The 14,886-nt window shown below is 32.5% G+C and carries 16 protein-coding genes; 4 read left to right on the top strand and 12 right to left on the bottom strand.

What is annotated here, in order from left to right:
- Positions 1–258: 258 nt before the first annotated feature.
- A complete protein-coding gene (locus tag AABL81_RS00600; RefSeq protein WP_158210729.1) occupies positions 259–1,260 on the top strand; it encodes a hypothetical protein in 1,002 nt (333 codons plus the stop codon).
- A gap of 107 nt (positions 1,261–1,367) precedes the next feature.
- Here AABL81_RS00600 and AABL81_RS00605 read toward each other — a convergent pair whose 3' ends face one another.
- Together AABL81_RS00605 and AABL81_RS00610 are read right to left on the bottom strand one after the other, a co-directional pair.
- Positions 1,368–2,027 (bottom strand): hypothetical protein, encoded by a 660-nt coding sequence (locus AABL81_RS00605; protein WP_341340079.1) that lies wholly within the window; start codon positions 2,025–2,027, stop codon positions 1,368–1,370.
- 492 nt (positions 2,028–2,519) lie between these two features.
- Positions 2,520–4,448 (bottom strand): DUF262 domain-containing protein, encoded by a 1,929-nt coding sequence (locus AABL81_RS00610; protein ID WP_341340080.1) that lies wholly within the window; start codon positions 4,446–4,448, stop codon positions 2,520–2,522.
- Between the two features lie 654 nt (positions 4,449–5,102).
- On the opposite strand from AABL81_RS00610, the gene AABL81_RS00615 reads away from it, so the two are divergent.
- Positions 5,103–5,681, top strand: coding sequence for an LPXTG cell wall anchor domain-containing protein (locus tag AABL81_RS00615; protein ID WP_341340081.1), 579 nt, complete (start codon positions 5,103–5,105; stop codon positions 5,679–5,681).
- Between the two features lie 109 nt (positions 5,682–5,790).
- Here the strand turns inward: AABL81_RS00615 and aqpZ are convergent, their stop codons facing one another.
- The 3 genes from aqpZ to AABL81_RS00630 all read right to left on the bottom strand — a co-directional run bounded on the left by aqpZ (position 5,791) and on the right by AABL81_RS00630 (position 7,879).
- Positions 5,791–6,489: an aquaporin Z gene (aqpZ, locus tag AABL81_RS00620; protein ID WP_158210715.1), complete on the bottom strand. Its 699-nt coding sequence runs from the start codon at positions 6,487–6,489 to the stop codon at positions 5,791–5,793.
- A gap of 355 nt (positions 6,490–6,844) precedes the next feature.
- Positions 6,845–7,219: a nuclear transport factor 2 family protein gene (locus AABL81_RS00625; protein ID WP_158210714.1), complete on the bottom strand. Its 375-nt coding sequence runs from the start codon at positions 7,217–7,219 to the stop codon at positions 6,845–6,847.
- A 117-nt stretch (positions 7,220–7,336) separates the two neighbouring features.
- Positions 7,337–7,879, bottom strand: coding sequence for a TPM domain-containing protein (locus AABL81_RS00630; protein ID WP_341340082.1), 543 nt, complete (start codon positions 7,877–7,879; stop codon positions 7,337–7,339).
- A gap of 248 nt (positions 7,880–8,127) precedes the next feature.
- Here AABL81_RS00630 and AABL81_RS00635 point away from each other — a divergent pair, with 248 nt between their 5' ends.
- Positions 8,128–8,628: a hypothetical protein gene (locus tag AABL81_RS00635; RefSeq protein ID WP_341340083.1), complete on the top strand. Its 501-nt coding sequence runs from the start codon at positions 8,128–8,130 to the stop codon at positions 8,626–8,628.
- Between the two features lie 46 nt (positions 8,629–8,674).
- Here the strand turns inward: AABL81_RS00635 and AABL81_RS00640 are convergent, their stop codons facing one another.
- The 6 genes from AABL81_RS00640 to AABL81_RS00665 all read right to left on the bottom strand — a co-directional run bounded on the left by AABL81_RS00640 (position 8,675) and on the right by AABL81_RS00665 (position 12,627).
- Positions 8,675–9,334, bottom strand: a complete 660-nt coding sequence (locus AABL81_RS00640) for a hypothetical protein (protein ID WP_341340084.1) — start codon at positions 9,332–9,334, stop codon at positions 8,675–8,677.
- A gap of 3 nt (positions 9,335–9,337) precedes the next feature.
- Positions 9,338–9,961, bottom strand: a complete 624-nt coding sequence (locus AABL81_RS00645) for a hypothetical protein (protein WP_341340085.1) — start codon at positions 9,959–9,961, stop codon at positions 9,338–9,340.
- 27 nt (positions 9,962–9,988) lie between these two features.
- Positions 9,989–10,609, bottom strand: a complete 621-nt coding sequence (locus tag AABL81_RS00650) for a hypothetical protein (RefSeq protein ID WP_341340086.1) — start codon at positions 10,607–10,609, stop codon at positions 9,989–9,991.
- A gap of 244 nt (positions 10,610–10,853) precedes the next feature.
- Positions 10,854–11,345: a hypothetical protein gene (locus tag AABL81_RS00655; protein ID WP_341340087.1), complete on the bottom strand. Its 492-nt coding sequence runs from the start codon at positions 11,343–11,345 to the stop codon at positions 10,854–10,856.
- A gap of 17 nt (positions 11,346–11,362) precedes the next feature.
- Complete coding sequence (locus tag AABL81_RS00660) at positions 11,363–11,896, bottom strand: lipocalin family protein (RefSeq protein WP_341340088.1); 534 nt, start codon at positions 11,894–11,896, stop codon at positions 11,363–11,365.
- Between the two features lie 44 nt (positions 11,897–11,940).
- The gene (locus AABL81_RS00665; protein ID WP_341340089.1) at positions 11,941–12,627 is read right to left on the bottom strand and encodes a hypothetical protein; all 687 of its coding nucleotides are present in this window, start codon (positions 12,625–12,627) and stop codon (positions 11,941–11,943) included.
- Positions 12,628–12,855: 228 nt separating this feature from the next.
- Here AABL81_RS00665 and rlmF point away from each other — a divergent pair, with 228 nt between their 5' ends.
- On the top strand, positions 12,856–13,764 hold the full coding sequence (gene rlmF / locus AABL81_RS00670) for a 23S rRNA (adenine(1618)-N(6))-methyltransferase RlmF (RefSeq protein WP_158210708.1): 909 nt from the start codon (positions 12,856–12,858) through the stop codon (positions 13,762–13,764).
- A gap of 78 nt (positions 13,765–13,842) precedes the next feature.
- Here rlmF and AABL81_RS00675 read toward each other — a convergent pair whose 3' ends face one another.
- A complete protein-coding gene (locus AABL81_RS00675) occupies positions 13,843–14,853 on the bottom strand; it encodes a glycosyltransferase family 2 protein (RefSeq protein WP_341340090.1) in 1,011 nt (336 codons plus the stop codon).
- Between the last annotated feature and the right edge of the window lie 33 nt (positions 14,854–14,886).

Below are 14,886 nucleotides of genomic sequence, written 5' to 3' on the forward strand. Positions count from 1 at the left end.
ATATAAGTTGTTGGATTACGATTTTAATAAGTTTTCCAAATATAGATAAATCCATAATCTCCTAAGCAATTTATCCTTTCAAAAAAGAAACTCTGTGCAAAAGTTGTTGTTCAAAAAAAGAGCCTTTACTGATTGTTTACGCAAAAATCAAAGGGGACAAACAGAAAATCGCGTTAAAAAACGATTAACTACGTTGTAATTTTACTTTATCCCAAGAAAAAAACTATTTTTGTCACTGAAAATAATTCTAAACTTAATATGAAAAAGTTTTTAGCCATTGCAAGTATATCTTTGCTAACTGTTTTATCTTCTTGTGACGACGGTGATCTTGTATATAAAGATATCGATTTTAGTAAAAACACCTCTGTTTCAAGATGTAGCACAGTAGGTGCAGAAAAGATATTTTACAAACTTCAGAATGACGAAGCACTTATCCTTGTAGTGGATGCAGAAAATCTAATGAAAGACCCAACACTTAAAACTATTGCGGTTAATATTGATGGTCAATCAACTTCATTAGACTATAGAAAATACACAGATAAAGTAGATAGTAAATCTATTTGTAACCTACCACCTCCTGCATCGCCATCAGTGATTCAAAGCATTCCTGCATCGCCTGGGGGAACAGTTATTATCAATAGAGAAATCGCTTTAAACAACAATACTTCTGAAACAAACAATTCTGTATCGTTGACTTACCAATACGCGTTTTATTTACAAAACATCAACTTTAAAGAGGGAGAAACGAATATTAAGTATGATAAAATGTTATTTGGAACGAACAACTATGCCAACCGTACTTTAGAGTTTAAGTTTACTGGAGCAGATGGAGTCTTAAAAACATTGAATGAATGTGAAGGACGCACTGTTACACTTTCTAATAGAGAGGCTGTTTTAGTTGGCTTATCAATTGATGAATTACCTAATGAAGAAACTGTTAAAACGATTAACTTAGACAATGAAAGAGTAGCTACTTTTAGATATTACAGTCGCACGGGAATTAATCTACCTAACGTATGTAAATATGAAGGAGATATTCCTGGTTCATCTGAAGCAAACGTAAACAAGTTAGAAGAACTGTGGACTGCTACTAAGGGGCAAATCGTTATTGAAACACGTAAGACAAATCCTGTTGAAGGACCAGCAAAATTGGTTCACAAAGTAACACTTAAAGGTGCACACTTTATCAAAGACCAGTATGACAACCTTTCTTTTACAAAAGATATTGTATTAGGTGAATATACTACTGATATTAAATAATATAGATTATATATAACCAAAAAAATGCCACCTGATTAGGTGGCATTTTTTGTTTTGTATTAATCGATTACAGCAACAACAACTAATCGATTGTCTCACAATCAACCCTATTTCTTCAAAATTGTAATCTCACCTACATACTGACTTTTAGAGTTACTTTGTATCTCATCTGCACAAACTTGATACCAAAAAGCCCATACGTGAACCCGGTGATTTTCCCAGCTTTTAAATATTGGAAGAACTAACTTGTAATGCACCTCTTCAGCTTCATATTCGTAAATAGTGGACTCATGTACTATCGGATTGAACAAATAAACTACCAGTATGTTCTTTTTATCTGAATCTTCACTTGATTTAAACCTTCTCCATTGCATTGATAATTGAAGATTTGACATCATTTTTAAACTATGTAACTTCCGTTTTTTACCACGACCTGTAGTAAATCCCAACTTACTCATATCAATATATGCGTGATTTCCATATTGAAAAGTTGCTTCTTTCATTCCTTTTTCAACCAAAAAAGGGGTTACCATTTTTTTCAGAGAATTAAGCTTGTAAAAAGGATTTGTGAACTCTTCTAAATTGGTAAAAAAGTTAGTCAAATATTCCTCTTCTTCGCCTGGATTTACACTTACATACGTTTTTTCATAAAAGGAATCCTTCTTTTCTTTAGTACCTTGATGACGAACCTCCGTGTGGTTTAGCACATTTTGCTTGGCTTTTTTAACCTCCCCATCCACTTGTAAACATTCATTATTTTTTTTCATAGCTTTTGTTTTTTCACGAACCAATTGATTTTAAAACCATTACAAAGCTATTTTATAATTTACTATCTTTTCTTCACCCTTCCACTTTTGTCCTTTCTTTTCTCTTTTTTTCCTTTCTTTTCTCTTTTTTTCCACTTTTGTCCTATTCCCATTTCTACGCATCCCCCTTGTTTTTACCTGTAAACATAGAAAACCACAAACCACTGTAAAACAAACAGATAGATATTTTACACCACCTTTTATTTAGCATCGCTTTGCATAAACAGTAGTCTTGCTTGCAAAACAGGGGCCTTTTCCGAAGAAGTCCCGATGAAAGCTACAACCGTTCTCGATGAAATGACTTAAAGAAACTCACACTTATTTTAAACAAGCCCCTAACTAATCAATATATAGTATGTCCTCTTAGACATGTGTTAAAAAACAAAAGAGGCTGTCTTTCAATAAAAGACAGCCTCTTTTTTATCTTATACTTTAACCGTAATTTCTAACAAACTAAATCTCATTGAATAGCAACTTATTCATCTCGGTATCTAAAATTGCTGGCAACTCCCAATAAGCAATAAAATCCATAAACATCTGACGTCCCCTATCTTCTATCGTTGCCTTGGTCCACTCCTGATAATTCAGCAAGTCTAACTCCGAACTTGTCAATCGGTACTCGTGTTTTATGGCATTGCGCACTTTATTTTGAACATTTACAAAAGTATTCGCTTCTTGTTTGTTGTACGATAAGAACATATTCCCCACTGAGTAAGTGTACTTATTTCTGTTTAATTTCTGTTGACTATTGATATCTTTATACGTACTTCGCTCCATATAGTAATCTTCAGACGGATAAACCAGATTAATACGCGGCTCTCCACTGCTCAACAGCGTTCCTTTATACTCTTCCAACGATTTTAAAAAATACTCTAAGCCTGTCCAGCTTTTAAAGCCTTCTCCTTTTTGAATGTGCTTGCTAACTTCACGCCACTTAAAGTGTTCTACACGCGACTCCATCAATGTCTCTAAAAGATACGTATTATCGTGTGCACGTCCTCGCAAATAGTAGTTGTTCACATCTCTAAACACGTCTTCTTGGTTTAGGTTGGAGTTGTTTCCTTGTAACAAAAAACACATAATATTGTGACGCTCAATGGCAAATAACAACCTTTCAATCGTAGCTATTTTCTGAGCTATTTCTATTTCTGTAGCCTTCTCTTTTTCTGGTAAATCGTGCATCAAAATTGCTAATACCAGATTCAACATATACTTACCATATCCACGCGGAAAATTGTTTAATCGTTGTATGCTACGCTGAATCTTTTCACTAACAATGTACTTGAAGTCCTCATCACCATCTACGGCAAACGGATTATTGATAAAATACCACAGAACTACTGCCTTTCGCATACTTTCTAACCATTCGGTAAGTTCACTGTATTCGGCGTAATTCGTATCGCCTAACTCCTTTTCTAAGTGGAAGTCTTGGGTAAATAGGTGTTTCTGGTACGATTTAAAATCGGTGGATACCATAGAAGTACGAGAGAAGTACAACAACCAAAACGCCTTTAAGAATGCGTCATCATCCATTGCTTGCTCTGGGTTTCTTCCCAACCATTTATAGACCTCCAGCCACGATTGGTTTACTTTCTTTCTACTCCTGTCAATCGTACCTTTGGTAGTCAATTGTTTAGACACAATGTACAACACACGGTTTTTTAATCGCTCTAAACTCGACAATTGTTTTCCTCTAAAGTTCAACGTTTCAAAGACCATCGACACGTCTAATGGACGCTCTTTGGACTCGCTTAAATTTAGAATTGAAAACAATAAATGCTTGGTTATTTTCTCTATCCACAGCACAATTTCTTGTTGTGGAAAATTCGCTACTTTCTGAGCAAAATACGTCTTAGCAAGGGTTAGGTTGTGCGTGTACAGCGTTTCTGTTTCCTCACGCATATAGGCCTCATCATTGAAGATTTCACGAATCAAATAGTTGTGTGAGGGTACGTCAACGTGGTATCCGAAAATATATCGGTTACTATTGTTTTCACGCACTTTGAAATAAGTACCAATTAATGCTTGTTTCATTGGGCCATCGTCTAAGACAACTGCTAACTCAGACAAGAGAATCAACAAAGTCGTTAAACGCTGTTGTCCATCAACAAGGTTTACTCCATCATACGCCTTGTTGTTTACATACAACTTATCGCCTCTCAAAGTAAACCCCTCTTTGCGAATACTCTCTTTGTCGTTTGCAGTAAAATCGGTTAATGTCAGAATACCAGTAAAGTGAAAAGCGTTTCTCAATTGATGGGTGTTAGAAAGGTCGTTCCACAACTCCTCTAACTCCTTCTTAGTCCACGAATACCCCCGTTGGTAATCGGGAATACGGAATACTCTCTCTCTAAAAACCTCTTCAAATGTTACTATATTCATATTAACTATCTTTAATCCTATTACTTACAATAGTACCTCTAACTATGATACTTCATAGGGTTGACTGCTGTAAGGGGGAGTAAAAATAAGACTATTCAAGGGAAAAATGAAATGTAAGACTAAGTAGTTAAAATGTATAATGCGTTAACTGTAAACTATCAATTTTTAAATAATTTTATTGTTATTAATAAGTACTTGCTTAGCGATAAACAATTACGATTTAACAATCATTTGTACTATTGCTTTTAGAACTAAAATACCTTGTATAAACACTACAAATCGTCATTTATACACTTATAAAATAATATATCTGTACTATTAGACTATTTCTTTTTCAACTTTCACTTAGTAAAAGAGCCCCCTTTTTCTCTATAATTTTATGACTATGAATAGTTTATTAAACAAAATCTTCATAATCACATATTGTATAGCAAACATCTTTATAATCAGCTAAACATTTTATATATTGCATCTCCTTATTTCGCCTTTTTTACAAGGATAAAAGCTACTTAATTAAATATTATTTCTCTTTTAGATTTGAAACAACTTTAAGTAGTTACACAATTTTATCACTATTTGTGCGTAATAGATAGTGATATATAAATATGAACCTTAAATAAGCATTTGTATAATAAAAGATTAAAACACATTTAAATGAGAAAAACAATCATGCTGGCCGTTTCCTTACTAACTTTTAATACAATTTGTCTTGCTCAAGATCAAACAAACTCTATTGATAGTCAGTTTACAACACTTGTAAATGAATCAAACAATTACCAAACGTATAAAATTGTTCCTAAGGTTAAATTGCAACAATTACAAACTAATGTAAATAATGCAATGAACAAGTTACAATTAGTAATTGACAATCATTCAGCTGCAACTCAAGCACAAACTGACTCATTAATCTCGATGTCTAATAAATTGGAAACTGCACAAGCTGATTTAGCTGTTGCGTTAGAACGTGAGAATAGCTTCCAAGTTTTAGGAATGTCAACGCAAAAATCGACATTTACTTCTATTGTTTGGACTATTATCGGGATACTAATTTTAGCTTTGGCTTTCTTTGTTTTTAGATTTAAAAAGAGTCACGCGGTTACTCGTGAGGCAAATTTAAGGTTAGCAGAAACAGAACAAGAATTAGAAGACCTGAGAAAATCATCTCTTGAACGTGAACAAAAAATTCGTCGTCAATTACAAGACGAAATCAACAAACACAAAAAAACAGTTTAATATAAACTGTTAAATGACACTTTTGAACATAACAAAATACCTTATACAAAAAAGACAGACATTGAATAATGTCTGTCTTTTTTTATGATTAATAAACTTACTAACTCAATTAATCTCTTTTTAATAATTTTGAATAGATTAAAGCTCCTACAATAGCTCCAGCAACTGGTGCTAAAATAAACAACCACAATTGTGATATATAATCTCCTCCTACAAATAATGCTTGTGAGATTGAACGTGCTGGGTTAACTGACGTGTTCGTAATCGGAATAGAAATTAAGTGAATTAACGTTAATGCTAAACCAATAGCAATTCCCCCAAACTTATTATTAGCTTTCTCATCCGTTGCCCCCATAATGATAATTAGGAAAAAAGCTGTTAAAACAAACTCAGCTACAAATGCTGACAATGCATCATACCCGTGTGGAGAAAGATGACCATAGCCATTTGCTGCAAAAGCCCCTGGCATAGTATTATCTATAACATTAGCATCTACTCCTTTGTAAATAACGTAAAGAACAGAAGCTGCAGCGACTCCTCCTAATACTTGTGATCCAATATAACCAAATAAATCTTTCGGAGAGAAACGTCCTCCTGCGTAAAGTCCGATTGAGACAGCAGGGTTGAAGTGTCCTCCTGAGATATGACCAACTGCATAGGCCATCGTTAATACAGTTAAACCAAAGGCTAATGCTACTCCAGCATAACCTATTCCTACTCCTGGTAATCCAGCAGCGAATAAAGCACTACCACATCCACCAAATACTAACCAAAATGTTCCAAAGAACTCTGCAAAATAATTTTTCATAGCGTTTTTAAAAATATTATACACTATTAAGAGCCCTTAATTCGCATTTAGTCACTATGTTTAACTTTTGACTTTTTAATCTATATTATTAATAGTTTTAAGACAATAACAAGCACCTTTTAGTATTTATTACTCTTTTTTAGCATTTTATTACTTAATAAACAAAACCTAAAAGTTTGAAGGCATAGTTCTTTTTATTCTCAAAACGTCATTTCCATTGTGTTTTTTATTTATTAGCTCCTCTTTATATTCCTATTTCAACTTACTAATTGCCAAATATTTCTTACTATTTGTATTAAATAAAAAAGGTATTCCTTTTTGAGAAATACCTTTTTTACTTTCTATATTATTATACTTATGACTCTAATCGTACACAACTACCAGAAATAACTTTTAAACCATCTAATGTTTTCTTCCAGGTACGAATATATTTAAACATCCCTTCTATTGGCATATCCATAAAGCGACCTTTTGTTTGATAAACACTCATCACAATAGCACAGTCTCCAACTATATTAATATCTTTAAAGGTAACTTCCAATTCATCTACAATCATAGTACCTGAACGGTGTGAGGATAATTCCATTTCTTTAGTTATTGTCAAGCCATTAGGTGCAATAAACAGAAAATCATCGTGTATAAACTGATTCAATTCACTTAAATCGCGACTTTTAATTGCTTGGGCTAATTTCTCTTCTAACTCCTTTATATCTTGTTCTGTAATCTCCATAACTCATCTGTTTTCAGTTACCTTTAAAGTTACGAAGTATTACTCCATTTAGCCAATTATTCAACGTTTTTAACATCCAAATCTACATATTTTATCCCTATATGTAGCCTCTGTCTTTTACAAATCGTGTTCGTATTCGTCAATATTCCAAATGTCTATAAGTGCAATTAAACTGCCCATTATCCCCTCGTAATACTGTTGTTGTTTAAAGTTTGGAAAAGCAATATCTCTAAGAATATTGGCACATTTATCGTCAGTAAACACCTTGTTAATTTCATCACCTGTATGAATAGCTGCTCGTTTATTTTTTAAATCAACAATGATAGTAACACCATTGTGTTTCCCTGGCTTACCTACTTCCCAAGTATTACTCAATTCAATACAATATCTCTTAAAGTCACGCTCTATTGGTACTGATTCCAATAAAGCGATCACTATCTCGTTAGATGTTTGCTGCTCAAAAGCAGCAATATACTGCTCTATTTCCTTTGCTTGCTCAAGTGTCAGTACATTTGTATAATCACTAACACTCCCTAAAGATTTAGGAAAGTTATTTTGTTGAGCTACTGCAATATTTGTTGCTTGTTTATCCCCGACTTGCTTACAACTGTTAAAGGATAGACTTGCTAACAGCATAAATAATAGATATTTCTTTGCCATTAATGGTGATTTTATATGCTAACTTACAACTATTATAAATAACAATTTAGTTATTTATAATTTAATCTACTGTTTTTAAGCACTTTGCAATTATCAAAAGTAAATTACAACCAATCTCTCTTTTCTTTTATAACACAAACCATTGTTAATTAACACATTAACTCACTTTTTTTTGTAACTTGTACCTATGTTTCTTTGATATAGCCTTACAACCATTATGTTATAAAACTAAAAAACCACATTCAATTATGAAAAAAGCCAATCTACAAGTACTCCACTCTTTCTTGTCGCCACTGGAGTACACAGCCATTTTATCTGATACGAGAGAAACTATTGAAGACTGCTCTTTCATAGATTTCTTATTGGCACAAAACATCATTTTAAAGGTAGATAAAAACAGCCAACACTTGGATATTGACATCTTAAACTTTATTATGAAACGTCTTGATTGCAGAGGAAAGGCATTGGATATTGACCCTAAAAAACTACACAAAAAAGTAATTACAGCAATTCGAAAGGAAAAAATCACAAAAGAAGAGGCTATTCCTTACATCATCAAAAACATCAAAAAGAAATTAGACAAGGATTACTTGATTTGTAGACTTGAACGTTTTGATGATGACGAGCTATACTTAGGCGTACTAAAGAAAAAAGAATATAAAAAACTGAGTAAAATTGAACTTACGTACGGAGAGTTTTTCAAATATGGGAAACAGAAGTCAGAGGATAATGACGTTAGCGTTGAGTAAACTAAATAAAAAAAAAAGAGGAACCTGCGTTCCTCTCTTTTGTATTTTAAATTTTCTCAAAATATACAGACATTGTTTTAACGTGAGATGCTAAACTTTTTATTTCATAAGTTTTTTCATCAAGCTTTCTTATTGAAAAATCAAAAAAATCAGCAATTCCTGAATATCCACCTTTACCATCTTTACATCGCGTTATTTTAGAAAATTTAACAATCCATTCAGCCGAATAAGCAGTAACATTTGCTGGAATAGCTACAATTTCAGGTTCTGCCACTTGATCTCTTGCGATTCCATTTAAAAAAACCAACGCTCCTAAATTAGATTGAAAAGTTACAATCATTCTTCTACCACAATTGTTTTTTGTTAAAATTAAAATCGAAGTTAAAGGATATCCTGTTTCATTCTTTACTTGAACAGTTTCATTTGGTTCAATCTTAATTTTATTTACAAAATCCAAATTTTGCCCATATAAATCCTTTGAAACCTTATTAATAGTTCCCTTATTGTCCTTTACAAGTAAATAAACATCATCATTCTCTTTGTTTGCCTTTATGGTTCTCATCCTCATTGTTCCTTCGACATCTAAGTTTTCTTGTGGTAAGGCAACCCCCACCCCAACTTGCTTACTCTGTCCAAATACATTCACACATAAAGACATCAAGACTATAATCGCTAAATTTCTCATATCATATTTGTTTTTCATCATTTATTAAGATATTTTTTGAAAAATAATCTTGTATGTACGTTTAATATTACCATTATTGATTATCTGAAATTCATTTGAACCTGTTTTTTGAAAAGTAAAATTAAACTGAGTATCATTTCCTCCATCACCACACCCCAGAACATCAGAAAAACTTACTTCATAAGCAGCTGATAAATGTATATTACTTAAACTATTGTCTATTGTACCTACCGCTACATTTGCTAAGACATCACGAGCTACTCCATTTATAAATAACATTGCTACTTCATTAATTTGAAAAGAACTAATCATTGTTCTACCACAAGTATTTTTTGAGGTAACAATAATATTAGCCACCTTATAATCTTGAATATTTTTAACAATCATAGATTCACCAGACCCAACGTCTACAGAAACTTCTTCTCTTTTTATTTCAAGTTCAGCTCTTTTCAATGCTCCTATATTTCCTTTTGAATCGACAACTGCTAACCTAAAATCCTGACCTGATTCTATTGATTTCACAGAACGCAATCTTAACGTACCATTTACATCTAAATCTCCTGTTGGTATTGCTGTATTAATCCCTACTTGAGCAAACCCCACAGAAGCAGACAATAAAAACATCACTAAAAAAAATTTATCTCTCATAATATCATTCTTTTACTTAATTCTTTTTTAAGCTATTTTTTTAAACACTAGTATATAAGTACGCGTAACATTTCCATTATTCGTCAACTTATATTTTTTTGTAGATGTTTTTTCTAATTTAAAATTAAAATCATCAGATCCTGAATTATCATTTGTACATCCTCTAACATCAGGAAACGTAATTTCATAAGCAGCAGAAACTCCACTTGAAGAACCATTAGGAATTGGTAAAACTTGTGCTTGTGCTGCTACATCCCTTGCAATACCATTGATAAATAACAAAGATCCCATATTTGATTGAAATGAACATATCATGGCACGATCACAACCATTCACTGTAGTAACAACTATATTAGACACCTCAAATCCTAATGTATTGACTACCTCTATACTTTGCTTTGCATTTAAAGTTACTGATACCTCCTCTCTTTTAATCTCAATACCCGTTTTTGCAACAGATCTCATAACTCCTTCATTATCAAAAACCATAAGATCAAAAACACTATCGTCTTTCAACTCACTAATTTTTCTAATGCGCATAGTCCCATTAACATCAAGCATTTCCGTGGGTAGCTTTACATTAATTCCTATTTGACTGAATAATAATGTACAATAAAACAAAGCTATAAATAGCATTAAATTTCTCATAACGTGATTTTTTTCAAACTTAACATAAAATCCAACAACCACCAAAAACAAAGCTATTTATGTTAAATAAACAATTAGTTTAATTTATTTTACATTATTTAAAACAAAACAAACCAAAAAATAACACATTAAACAATAATACTTATTATAATCTTGTTCTTCTCATTTTAATCATAAAATAATGACGTTAGCGTTGAGTAAACTAAATAAAAAAAGAGAGGAACCTGCGTTCCTCTCTTTTGTATTAATATGTATCATCTATTCCTCCTACATCGGTGATTTCTCCATTTGTGAATCTAAACTCTAAGCCGTGTTCATTATCTAAAGCATATCTTATAGGCAAAATGATAACTCCTCCTGCTAAAAAGCGGATATGCAACAATTCTTTGATATATGGATTGTGTTTTTCTACCGCATCAATTCCTAAAGGGGCTTCTCCTGATTCTGCCTCGTCTTCATAATAATGAGCATAATAAGCACAATAATACTCATATGCTCTCTCTTGTATCGCTTTTAAATACAGATCTATGTTTGCAATAAACAGCTGATGTGTTTGAGCCATTTCAGTCAATTCAGCTTCTGTTGGTGGCGAATCTACTTCTTCTCCTTCATCGTCGTATGCTGGACCTAAAAACACGGTTACTTCTTCTGAAAAGCTTGGGTGTGAAAACAAAATAGAAGCTGAATACCCAGCCCAATCTTGTTCTATTGTCTTAAAATATGTATGTTCTACCATCTTCAAATTATGTTTTCTTATTTGTTGTGTTCAATCCACAATAATCTACTTGTATCGTACCCCGCACGTTCAGCTATTTTGAGGTATTCTTCTTTGATTGCATCAGGTATTGTCTTTGCACGTGATAAAATCCATAAATAATCTAAGTCTTTCCCTCCTATCAATGCAAACTGATAGTTCTCATCCAACGCTAAAATGTTGTAACCTGAGTAAAAAGGACCAAAAAAAGACACTTTTAATTGTCCGATGTTTTTTTCTCCAACAAACTTTGCCTTTCCTTCTGCTACTTTCCACTCTTCTGTAAAAGGATTAAATCCCTTATTTACAACGCGTATTGTTCCATCTTCATTTAAACTATAACTCGCCGTTGTATTATTCAAATCTTTTTCAAACTTAAAGTCAAAGCGAGCTATTTCATACCAATTTCCCAAATAACGCTTAACCTCAAAGTTTTCAATTACTTGGGCTTGCTCTGCTTTTTGTTGACACGAACTAAAAAACAATATAACTGCACTAAAAACTAATAATAACTTTAAATGTACTTTTCTCATAATGTCTAATTGTCAAATGAACTGATCTATTCTTATTTAACGTTTTATCCGTAGTGGTTTACAAGTAACACGCCATTGTTCTGTTTGTCGTAATACAAACAATTGTCGTTACCATCTGTAAAAAACTCACTCCCTATTGTGTAACCAATGGCTTCAAACTGACCACTTGCCATAGCATAACAATGCGTATCAAGTCCTTCTAAATCTGTGTACACATAATCGCTTTCATCTGCCTTACCCCAACCGTCAATGACTTGTCTAAAACGACCAAACTTCCCACTGCGTTGATAGTCTGCTTTATTGATAGCATACTCGTAAAACGTTTGCAGGTAATAATCTACATCAAAGTCCCCAACGTTTATATCACACAACTTCGGCAGTATTTCATCTATGTAATCTCCTGTTTTCTTCTTGCTGTTTAAATACGCAATGCCATTAGCTGTAAAGTCGGCTGCAATAATCGGATACACTTGCTTTGCTACTTCATATCCCTTATAAACAGTAGTTTTACCAGCAAATACGTACTTGCCATCTTGTAGGGAAAATCGGGTAAACTGACTGTTATTTTCTTGTGAATCCACCTCCTCATCAACCCACATTCCGTTGTGAGATACAAAATGCAACTGCTCATTTGACGCAGTGGTGATTGTACACAAGGGATAAAAAACTCCCTCTAATTCACTCGTAGCAAATACTTCTGAATAAGTGGGATATAGCGTTATTTCGAGCATTGTTTTTCCTTTTGATTAATTGCAAATATATAATCTTAGCCTAAAAACAGACTATCATCGTTTATTTTTATTTTAAAAATATGATACGTAAGAAGTGATCTGTGATGAGTGAACTGTAACGAGTAAAACAAATGTCGATGTACGTACAAAAAACAACTGCTCTATCTTTGCAGAATTACCATAGAAAAACCACAGAAATAGTCTAATTTTGCAGCAAATAGTAAAATAATGAGAGACGCAAAGGCAACTAAAAAGAAATTACACGAACGAAATAAACACCAAGAGCTTTACAACTTTGACAAGCTAAAAAGCTATGTTCCTGAATTAGAGGCTTTCGTTATTAAAAACCCGTCAGGGGTTGATACTATTGATTTTGCTAATCCGGAGGCAGTGCGCTTGTTAAACAAGGCAATCTTAATGAAGGATTACAAGATAAAGTTTTGGGATATGCCTAAAACAAACCTATGTCCCCCTATTCCAGGGCGTGCTGACTATATTCACTATATCGCTGATTTGTTGGCAGAAGGGAATAATATGCAGATTCCGACCGGAAAAGCAGTGAAGATTTTAGACTTGGGAATTGGTGCTAATGCTATTTACCCAATTATTGGAGTAGCTGAATATGGCTGGCAATTCGTAGCTTCTGAATCTGAGAAACAGTCGATTGATACTGCTTTGCATATTATAGACAACAATCCTCATTTGAAAAAAAGCGTAAACATTCGCTTCCAACCGAGCAAACGCAACATCTTGAAAAACATTATTCAAGAGAAAGAGTACTTTGATGTGGTAATTTGTAACCCTCCGTTCTTTAAATCGCGTGAAGAGGTTATGGCTAAGACTACTCAGAAACTAAAAAATATTGGTAAAGAAGTTATCGGGCGACCTGTACAGAACTTTAGTGGACAAAACAATGAATTGTGGTGTGACGGTGGTGAAAAAGCTTTTATAACAAACTACATTTACGAGAGTAAACATTTTAAACGACAAGCTGTTTGGTTTACAACATTGGTATCTAATAAAGACCACTTAAAACCATTGCAAAATCTATTGAAAAAGGCAGAAGCTAAAGAGGTTCGCGTAATTACAATGGAACAAGGAAATAAAGTTAGCCGTATCTTGGCTTGGAAATACTAAAATATAAAAGCTCATTTGTTAGTTCAAATGAGCTTTTATTATATCTTTTTGACAATATATTTTTACGTCATTAATTCCTTACTTAGACCATTGTTTTAAAGTTCCTTTAAAATATAAAAGAGACATATAAAAATCAAAAGCCTCTATTTTATTCTTTTTCAATAACTTTAAAACAGAGTTTTTAATAGGTGATTTGTAGGTATAATCTTTAAATAAATCTATTCCTCGTTTAGGTAAACTTTTTAACATACTGATGCGTTCTTTTTTAGAATATCCACTTTTATAAAGTGTTGAAAGCATCGTTCTGAGCAAACCATTTGTGTAATCTTTAAAACAAACTAAATCTTTACTATTTTGATTTAGTTTTGCAATATTAATACAATGAAAATAGTATTTTAAAAAAGCTAAATAAACAGCTTTAATCGATGTATAACGTTGTTTTTTTCTTGACAATGAATTTGGATGATATACATAATAATATTCTTTTTTATTATTAAAAAACACCTCTTTACAATGCTCTAAATAACTTAAAATAAACACAGTATCCTCATGAAGAACTATATTCTTATCAAAGAATATAGCCTGCTCTTTTAAAATCGATGCCTTAAATAACTTTCCAAATAAAAAACCAGTTTTATGTAATTTATACTCGTCAAATAAAGTTTTAAAGTCTGTTATAGAAACAATTTGAGGAGCCATTTCTTTTGCTACATCATAATCAAAACCAACTGTATTAAATCCATGAATAATTAAATCTACATTTGTCTGTTTATAGTCTGTTATAAGACTACTTAAGTAATTTTCAGAAACATAATCATCACTATCCGCAAACACTATAAAGTCGCCTTTACAAACTTCTAATCCTCTATTTCTTGCCATTGAAACTCCTCTATTCTCTGTATTAATAACAACAATACGAGAATCCTTTAAAGCATAAGCCTCACATATTTCTTTCGTTCTATCTTTAGAACCGTCATTAATAATTATTAATTCAAAATCTATAAAAGTTTGATTCAATAAACTATTAATACATTTCTCTATTGTTTTCTCTACATTATAACCAGGTATAATTACGGATATTATTGGCATTTTTTTGTTCCTTTTCTGATGATTATACTAAGA

The organism is Myroides sp. C1519, assembly GCF_038039755.1.
Classification (GTDB): Bacteria; Bacteroidota; Bacteroidia; order Flavobacteriales; family Flavobacteriaceae; genus Flavobacterium; species Flavobacterium phaeum_A.

Coding starts and splice junctions, on each gene's coding strand:
- AABL81_RS00665 (WP_341340089.1), bottom strand. CDS start 12,627: ATGCTCGAAATAACGCTATATCCCACTTATTCAGAAGTATTTGCTACG.
- rlmF (WP_158210708.1), top strand. CDS start 12,856: ATGAGAGACGCAAAGGCAACTAAAAAGAAATTACACGAACGAAATAAA.
- AABL81_RS00655 (WP_341340087.1), bottom strand. CDS start 11,345: ATGGTAGAACATACATATTTTAAGACAATAGAACAAGATTGGGCTGGG.
- AABL81_RS00645 (WP_341340085.1), bottom strand. CDS start 9,961: ATGAGAGATAAATTTTTTTTAGTGATGTTTTTATTGTCTGCTTCTGTG.
- AABL81_RS00675 (WP_341340090.1), bottom strand. CDS start 14,853: ATGCCAATAATATCCGTAATTATACCTGGTTATAATGTAGAGAAAACA.
- AABL81_RS00625 (WP_158210714.1), bottom strand. CDS start 7,219: ATGGAGATTACAGAACAAGATATAAAGGAGTTAGAAGAGAAATTAGCC.
- AABL81_RS00610 (WP_341340080.1), bottom strand. CDS start 4,448: ATGAATATAGTAACATTTGAAGAGGTTTTTAGAGAGAGAGTATTCCGT.
- AABL81_RS00635 (WP_341340083.1), top strand. CDS start 8,128: ATGAAAAAAGCCAATCTACAAGTACTCCACTCTTTCTTGTCGCCACTG.
- AABL81_RS00640 (WP_341340084.1), bottom strand. CDS start 9,334: ATGATGAAAAACAAATATGATATGAGAAATTTAGCGATTATAGTCTTG.
- AABL81_RS00630 (WP_341340082.1), bottom strand. CDS start 7,879: ATGGCAAAGAAATATCTATTATTTATGCTGTTAGCAAGTCTATCCTTT.
- AABL81_RS00660 (WP_341340088.1), bottom strand. CDS start 11,896: ATGAGAAAAGTACATTTAAAGTTATTATTAGTTTTTAGTGCAGTTATA.
- AABL81_RS00650 (WP_341340086.1), bottom strand. CDS start 10,609: ATGAGAAATTTAATGCTATTTATAGCTTTGTTTTATTGTACATTATTA.
- AABL81_RS00605 (WP_341340079.1), bottom strand. CDS start 2,027: ATGAAAAAAAATAATGAATGTTTACAAGTGGATGGGGAGGTTAAAAAA.
- aqpZ (WP_158210715.1), bottom strand. CDS start 6,489: ATGAAAAATTATTTTGCAGAGTTCTTTGGAACATTTTGGTTAGTATTT.
- AABL81_RS00600 (WP_158210729.1), top strand. CDS start 259: ATGAAAAAGTTTTTAGCCATTGCAAGTATATCTTTGCTAACTGTTTTA.
- AABL81_RS00615 (WP_341340081.1), top strand. CDS start 5,103: ATGAGAAAAACAATCATGCTGGCCGTTTCCTTACTAACTTTTAATACA.